Source organism: Geodermatophilus marinus (genome assembly GCF_003428645.1).
GTDB lineage: Bacteria > Actinomycetota > Actinomycetes > Mycobacteriales > Geodermatophilaceae > Geodermatophilus.
In genome coordinates, this window is the sequence record NZ_QVQH01000053.1 from 1 (window position 1) to 7,378 (window position 7,378).

8 protein-coding genes are annotated in these 7,378 nt (G+C 71.8%); 7 read left to right on the top strand and 1 reads right to left on the bottom strand.

The features are described 5' to 3' along the window. The first annotated feature begins 83 nt into the window (after positions 1-83). On the top strand, positions 84-875 hold the full coding sequence (locus D0Z06_RS24860; RefSeq protein ID WP_233517949.1) for a site-specific integrase: 792 nt from the start codon (positions 84-86) through the stop codon (positions 873-875). Between the two features lie 193 nt (positions 876-1,068). Next, a complete protein-coding gene (locus D0Z06_RS24865; RefSeq protein ID WP_117380225.1) occupies positions 1,069-1,338 on the top strand; it encodes a helix-turn-helix domain-containing protein in 270 nt (89 codons plus the stop codon). A gap of 248 nt (positions 1,339-1,586) precedes the next feature. Here D0Z06_RS24865 and D0Z06_RS24870 read toward each other — a convergent pair whose 3' ends face one another. Continuing rightward, positions 1,587-2,516, bottom strand: coding sequence for a LysR family transcriptional regulator (locus D0Z06_RS24870; RefSeq protein WP_117380226.1), 930 nt, complete (start codon positions 2,514-2,516; stop codon positions 1,587-1,589). A gap of 108 nt (positions 2,517-2,624) precedes the next feature. Between D0Z06_RS24870 and D0Z06_RS24875 the strand changes: the two genes are divergently transcribed. The 5 genes from D0Z06_RS24875 to D0Z06_RS24895 form a co-directional block, all read left to right on the top strand. Beyond that, the gene (locus D0Z06_RS24875; RefSeq protein ID WP_117380227.1) at positions 2,625-3,620 is read left to right on the top strand and encodes a cyclase family protein; all 996 of its coding nucleotides are present in this window, start codon (positions 2,625-2,627) and stop codon (positions 3,618-3,620) included. A 30-nt stretch (positions 3,621-3,650) separates the two neighbouring features. Beyond that, entirely contained in the window at positions 3,651-4,781 is a 1,131-nt protein-coding gene (locus tag D0Z06_RS24880) for an FAD-dependent oxidoreductase (protein WP_117380228.1), read from the top strand. Between the two features lie 31 nt (positions 4,782-4,812). Further along, entirely contained in the window at positions 4,813-5,751 is a 939-nt protein-coding gene (locus tag D0Z06_RS24885; RefSeq protein WP_117380229.1) for a VOC family protein, read from the top strand. Between the two features lie 4 nt (positions 5,752-5,755). After that, positions 5,756-6,724, top strand: a complete 969-nt coding sequence (locus D0Z06_RS24890) for a fumarylacetoacetate hydrolase family protein (RefSeq protein ID WP_117380230.1) — start codon at positions 5,756-5,758, stop codon at positions 6,722-6,724. 13 nt (positions 6,725-6,737) lie between these two features. Next, a partial coding sequence (locus D0Z06_RS24895) for an alpha/beta hydrolase (RefSeq protein WP_117380231.1) occupies positions 6,738-7,378 on the top strand: 641 nt, incomplete at its 3' end.

The window sequence follows — 7,378 nt, forward strand, 5'->3', positions numbered from 1 at the left end:
AACAGGTCCTCGGTGGGGAGCATGAGAGGCGCCTCTGCGGGCGAGGGGCTTCGACAACCACCACGCTCCGCAGAGGCGCCCTCATGTCAAGCCATCAGTTGCCGACGGCAACCCACATAACGCGCCTGAGCGGCGTCTGCGGGCTGGCAGCTCGCCACGACGCGCTGGACCGCAACCCTGTCCGCGACACCGGCAGCATCGCAACCTCGACGAAGAAGGCGCCGACGGCCCTCACCGCGGACGAGGCTCGCACTCTCCTGGCCAACCTGGACGCCGACGATGAGGCCAGGAAGTACGACGTCCCTGACCTCGTGGCCTTCATGCTCGCCACCGGCTGCCGCATCGGGGAAGCCGCGGCCGTGACATGGGACGTCCTGGACCTCGACGCCGGCACTGTGGAGATCAGGTCGACGATCGTCCGCGTCAAGGGCCAGGGCCTCGTCCGCAAGAGCACCAAGACGGCGTCGGGTGCCCGCACGCTGCTCCTGCCGCCCTGGTGCGTGGAAAGGCTGCGGCGCAGGGCTCCTCGTGCCGGCACCCCAGGTGGCGGGCCAGGGCGGGAGGCGCCGGTCTTCCCCGCTCCCCTCGGGAACTGGCGCGATCCCTCCAACACGCAGGCCGACCTGCGAACCGCCTTCTCCACCGCGGGCTTCGGCCAGATCACCAGCCATGTCCTGCGCAAGACGACAGCGACGATGCTCGACCACGCCGGGCTGTCCGCCCGCGCCATCGCCGACCAGCTCGGTCACGCCAACCCGAGCCTCACCCAGGACGCCTACCTCGGTCGCCAGGTCGCCTCCACCGGCGCCGCGATGGCGCTCGAAGCACTCCGGCCAACGGTGCCCGCCCCGGGCGAGCAAGGCGCTGGAGCATGAAGGGATCGGGCCGCACCCCGGCCGACCGGAGCGGTCTCCTCGACGAAAGCCCCGCTGCAGTAGTCGTCCAGTACAGCGCCAGTCTTACCACCGAAGGCCGGCCGGGCTCCCGCGCCGCAACGCCTCGCTAGAAGCACGGACTGCTTCACACGGTCAGGAGGAAAACGGCAGGTCGCTGGAGCATCGTTCCTCCATGGACTCCCCCGTCGCGACCCGAGGAGCCGTGGGCCTTTCTCACACCGGTGCCGACGAGCTGCTGACCCCCAGCCAGGCCGGTGACTACCTGCAGACCGGCGAGCGGTTCATCCGCCGCCTCATCGCCGAGCGCCGCATCGAGTACATCAAGCTCGGCAGGTACGTCCGCGTGCAGCGGTCGGTCCTGGACGCCTTCATCGAGGCCGGCCGGGTCCCCCGGGCCCCGGGCACACTCACCGGCCGGGCGCGCGCTCACGGTCGCCGATGACCCTTTGATCCACGGACCCGTTCGAGGAATCCGACCCCATCTATGGCGGCGTGATCAGTGCAGGTGGAAGGCCTGTGACGTTCGCCGGCGTCCAGCCCGGTGCGCCACCGTTCGGAGAACGGTGCTGCACGTCCCACATACTCGGGCGTGTCGTCCACCTCATCGTCGCTCCGACCCCGACCCGGTGCCCCGGGTCGGGCCTCGCCCACGGGGGCGCCCCTCCCGGAGCTGATCGGCGTCCACCACGCCTATGGCAGGACGCAGGCATCACCCATCGCCTGATGTGCGGCCCGGGAGACGAGGTCACGCAGGTAGACGTGCTCCAGGTCGTCGTCGTAGACCGGGTGCCACCACATCGCCTCGATCAGCGGGCCGATCTCCACCGGCGGCGCGAGCGCCCGGATGCCGGTGTTCAGCGGGACCTGCTCGACCAGGTGACGCTGCAGCAGCGCGATCCGGTCGCTGCCGGCGATCAGCCCCGGCACGGTCAGGAAGTTCTCGGTGATGACCTGGACGACCGGCTCGACGCCGCGCATCCGCATCTGCCGCTCGGCCGGGGTGGCCGCCGTCGGCCCGTGGAAGGTGACCACCCACGGCATGGTCTCCAGGTGGGCGACGGTGAGGCCCTCGTCGACGACCGGGTTGTCAGCGGCCACCACGCAAACCCACTCGTCCCGGTACAGGTCGCGGTGCGACAGGCCCGTGACGAACCCGTGCGGCAGCACGAGCAGGTCGGTGCCGAGCATCACCTGATCGGCACGGTCGACCGCCGAGGGAGTGTTCGCGGTCAGACGGAGCCGGGCGTGCGGAGCCTCCTCGGCCAGCATCTCCGCGACGGTGGCACCGAGGACGGCGACCCAGTAGTCGCTCACCAGCAGGGTGAACTCCCGGGTGGACGACCCCGGGTCGAAGGCGGGCTGCGCGGTGAACACCCGCTCCACGCCTGCCAACGCCAGCCGGGCCAGCTCCTTGAGCTGGACCGCCAGCGGGGTCAGCCGGTACTCGTTGCCGACCCGGGAGAGCAGCTCGTCACCGAAGTGCCGGCGCAGGCGGGCCAGGGACGCCGAGAGGGCCGGCTGGGACAGCCCCATCTGTGCGGCGGCCCGGGTGACGCTGCGCTGCTGGAGAAGCGCATCCAAGGACACGAGCAGGTTCAGGTCCAGGCTCGCCAAGTTCACAGGCTCACGGTATCGACCCCGCTGATGACTTCCATCAGACATCTCGTCTTCCCCTGACCGGCCCCTCTGACCGACCGTGGGGCTCGTCACTTCGAAGAGGAAGGCGCCGTGCTGTTACCTGACTACCTCGACCGCTCCGATCCGGAGAGTGCTATCGCCGCCGCCGCAAAGCGCTGCTCGAACTGGGGGCGGTGGGGGAACGACGACGTGCTGGGCACGCTCAACTTCCTCACCGAGGCCAAGCGGGTCGAGGGCGCCCGGCTGGTCCGCCGCGGGGTCAGCTTCTCCCTCGCCCAGCGCTTCGAGATGGACGGCCCGCAGAAGGGCTGGCGCCGCCGCACCAACCCGGTGCACACCATGCTCGACACCGGCACCGACGCCGAGCGCGGCGTGCAGGGCTTCCCGCACGGCATCGGCGGCGCCGACGACGTGATCACCATGCCGCTGCAGGCCTCCACCCAGTGGGACGGCCTCGGCCACATCTTCGACCACGGCATGGCCTGGAACGGCCGCCGCGCCGGCGACGTCGTCACCAGCGACGGCGACAGGGTCACCGGCATCGAGACCGCCGCGGCGCAGATCGCCGGCCGCGGCGTCCTGCTCGACGTCGGCCGGGCGATCGGGCACGACGGCGAGCTGCCCGACGGCTTCGCCATCACGCCTGCGCACCTCGAGGCCACCGTCGCCGCCCAGGGCGAGTCCGCGCGGGTGGGCCGCGGCGACCTGCTGATGGTCCGCACCGGCCGGCTCACCCGCGCCCGCCGCGACCTCGCCGAGGGCCGCGGCTGGGGCGACTACGCCGGCGGGAACTCCCCCGGCCTCTCCTTCACTACCGCCGACTGGCTGCACGCCACCGAGATCGCCGGGATCGCCACCGACACCTGGGGCTTCGAGGTCCGCCCCAACGAGTTCGACGACGCCTTCCAGCCGCTGCACCAGGTGGTCATCCCGAACATGGGCCTGTTCGTCGGCGAGATGTGGGACCTCGAGGCGCTGGCGGCCGACTGCGCCGCCGACGGGGTGTGGGACTTCTTCCTGACCGCCGCCCCGCTGCCCGTGACCGGTGCCGTCGGCGCCCCGGTCAACCCGATCGCGGTCAAGTGACCGGCATCCAAGAGACGAGGGAGCACTGAGATGCCAGCGGTGAAGAGCGTTCTCGTGGTGGGCGCCGGCCTGGCCGGTGCTGGCACCGCCATCCACCTCGCACAGGGCGGCGTCGCCGTCGACCTGGTCGAGATCAAGCCGGATGCCGCCGCCCTGGGCTCGGGGATCACGCTGCAGGGCAACGCGCTGCGCGAGCTGCGCTCGCTCGGCGTCTGGGAGCAGGTGCGGGCCGCCGGCTACGCCTTCGACGTCACCGGCATCCGCGCGCCCGACCCGGCCGGCTCGGTGGTCGCCGAGATCCCCGACGCCAGGACCGGCGGCCCCGACCTGCCCGCCGTCATGGGCATGGAGCGCCCCGAGCTGGCCCGCATCCTGGTCGACCGCGCGACCGAGGTGGGCGTCAAGGTGCGGCTCGGCACCACGCACACCGACCTGCGTCAGGACGCGGACGGCGTCGACGTCACCTTCTCTGACGGGTCGACCGGGCGCTACGACCTGGTCGTCGGCGCCGACGGCGTCCGCTCGTGGACCCGTCGCGCCCTCGGCGTCGACCTGGAGACCAAGCCGGTCGGGATGGGCATCTGGCGCGCCTTCGGCCCGCGTCCGGCGAGCGTCACCCGCACCGACCTGTACTACGGCGGGCCCTCGTTCATCGCCGGCTACTGCCCGACCGGCGAGGACTCCCTCTACGCCTACATCGTCGAACCGGCGCAGGACCGGTCCACGCTGTCGCCCGAGGAGCAGCTGGCCACGATGAAGGAGCTGTCCCGGCCCTACCACGGCCCGTGGGACGACATCCGCGAGACGCTCACCGACCCCTCCCGGGTCAACTACACCTGGTTCGAGACCCACGTGCTGCCCGCACCGTGGGCCCGCGGCCGGGTGGTGCTCGTCGGCGACGCCGCGCACACCTGCCCGCCGACCATCGCCCAGGGCGGGGCGATGGCCCTGGAGGACGCCGTCGTCCTGGCCGAGCTGCTCGTCGAGCGCGACGCCGTCGACGACGCGCTGTGGGAGACCTTCACCGCCCGCCGCTACGGCCGTGCCAGGACCGTCGTCGACGCGTCCAACCAGCTGGCCCAGTGGCAGCTCGACCACGTGCAGGGCGACATCCCGAGCCTCATGCGCAGCGTCGCGATGCTCGTCAGCCAGCCCGCCTGAACTCGGAACAGCACGTCACGGAGAACACCTCATGACCCAGCGCCTGATCACCCACCTGCGGCACGTCGACCTGGCGGTGCCCGACCATGCCAAGCAGCTCGACTTCTTCACCAACACCTGGGGGCTCACCGCCGAGCACACCGACTCCGGCCTGACCTTCCTCGCCGCCGAGGGCTCTCCCGAGCAATACGTCGTCCGGCTCCGGCAGGCCACCGACAAGCGGATCGACCTGATCAGCTTCGGCGCGGCCAACGCCGCCGACGTCGACACGCTCGCCGCCAAGCTCGCCCGCGACGGGGTCCGGCTGGTGCACGAGCCGAGGGACCTGCAGACCCCCGGTGGCGGCTACGGCTTCCGGTTCTTCGACAACGAGGGCCGCACCGTCGAGGTCAGCGCCGACGTCGCGGTCCGCACGCACCGCAAGATCGAGGAAGGCGAGTCGATCCCGGTGCGCCTGTCCCACGTCGTCATCAACTCGGCCGACCCCGAGGGCACCGTCGCCTTCTACGACAAGCACCTGTCGTTCTCGCTGTCGGACACGCTCATGCACCCGCGGATGGGCAGCATGATGTGGTTCCTGCGCACCAACGCCTGGCACCACAGCCTGGCCATCGCCCGCGGGCCGCACCCCTCGCTGCACCACGCCAGCTTCGAGATGCGCGGCATCGACGAGTACATGCGCGGCACCGGACGGCTGCTGCGCGCCGGGGTGGAGAAGATCTGGGGCCCCGGCCGCCACATGGCCGGCAACAACACCTTCTCCTACTTCCTCGACCCGCACGGCAACACCGTCGAGTACACGACGGAGCTCGAGCTGGTCGACGAGGACACCTGGCACCCGCACCTCTACGACTTCACCCAGCCCGAGGTCTCCGACCAGTGGGGGACGGCGAACGCCATGAACGAGTTCGTCGCCTCCCGGTCGTTCAACGACCCGGACATGGGCCTGTTCGTGGCCCCGCCGGTCTGAGCCGATGCGCTTCGGCACCTGGGAGTCCGGAGGCAGGGAGCGAGCGGGCGTCGTCTCGGACGCCGGTCTGCACCCGCTGCCGGAGGGGACGACGGTCCTCGACCTCGTCCGCGCGGGTCTGCCTGCCGCCCTCCAGGCGGGAGCCACCGCCCTGGAGCGACCTGCCGAGCAGCTCGACGCCGTCCGCCTGCTGCCACCGCTGGAGGCACCGACGGTGCGCGACTTCGTCGCCTTCGAGGAGCACGTCGAGGGGGTGCGCAAGGCGATCGACGGCGTCGCCGAGGTGCCGCCGGAGTGGTACCAAGCGCCGACGTTCTACTTCACCAACCCCTACGCGCTGGTCGGCGCGCACGACGACGTCCCGATCCCGCCGGGGTCGCAGCGCTTCGACTTCGAGCTCGAGGTCGCCGTCGTCGTCGGGCGGGACGGCGCGTCGCTGAGCCCCGAGGACGCCCGGGACCACGTCTTCGGCTACACGGTGCTCAACGACTGGTCCGCCCGCGACCTGCAGGCCCGGGAGATGAAGGTCAACCTCGGCCCGGCCAAGGGCAAGGACGCAGCCACCACCCTGGGCCCCTGGCTGGTCACCGCCGACGAGCTCGAGCCCTACCGCGACGACGACGGCTTCCTCGCCCTCGACCTGCGGGTGGCCGTCAACGGCGTCGAGGTCGGCCAGGATCTGCTGTCCAACATGGGCTGGCCCTTCGAGGAGCTCATCGCCTACGCCTCCCGCGGCACCTGCGTCCGCGCCGGCGACGTGCTCGGCTCGGGCACCTGCGGCAACGGCGGCTGCCTGGCCGAGCTGTGGGGCCGCCGCGGCGAGGCGGCCCCGCCGCCGCTGCAGCCCGGCGACGTCGTCGAGATGACCGTCGAGGGCATCGGCACCCTCCGCAACCGCGTCGTCGAGGGCGTCGACCTGCCCCCGGTGCGCCCGGCCCGGCCCCGCTCGCGGGCCCGCACCCGCACCTTCTGAGAGAGGAACCGACGTGTTCGAGTACTTCCCCACCGGCCCCTACACCTGGAACCTGTCGGTCGTCGCCACGCTGAACTCCGGCGGGCTGATCGACGAGGTGGACCGCGCCTGCCGGCCGATCAAGGACGCCGCCAACGCCGGCGAGGACGCCGGGACGCCGGACTTCCTGCGCGCCTGGACCGCCCTGACCGACCAGCTCGTCGGCCAGGCCGAGGCAGCGGAGAAGGCCGGGCACACCCGCACCGCCGGCCAGCTGTGGTTCCGCGCCGGCAACTACCTGGCCCAGGCCGAGCGGATGCTGGCCCACTCCGATCCGGACCGGTTGCCCACCTACCGGCGGCTGCTGGAGATCGCGCAGAAGGCGTTCGAGACGCACAGCCCGCGGGTGTCCCGGGTGGAGATCCCCTACGAGGGGACGACGCTGCCGGCCTACTTCAGCGCCGCCCCGGCCACCGAGCACGGTCCCGCGCCGGTCGTCGTGCTGGTCAACGGGCTGGACTCCACCAAGGAGCACATGTACGCCTCCCACCACTGGGCGGAGCTGGCGGCCCGCGGCATCTCCTGCCTGATGCTCGACCAGCCCGGCACCGGCGAGGCCCTGCGGCTGCAGGGGTTGACCGCCCGCATCGACACCGAGGCCTGGGCCGGCGCGGC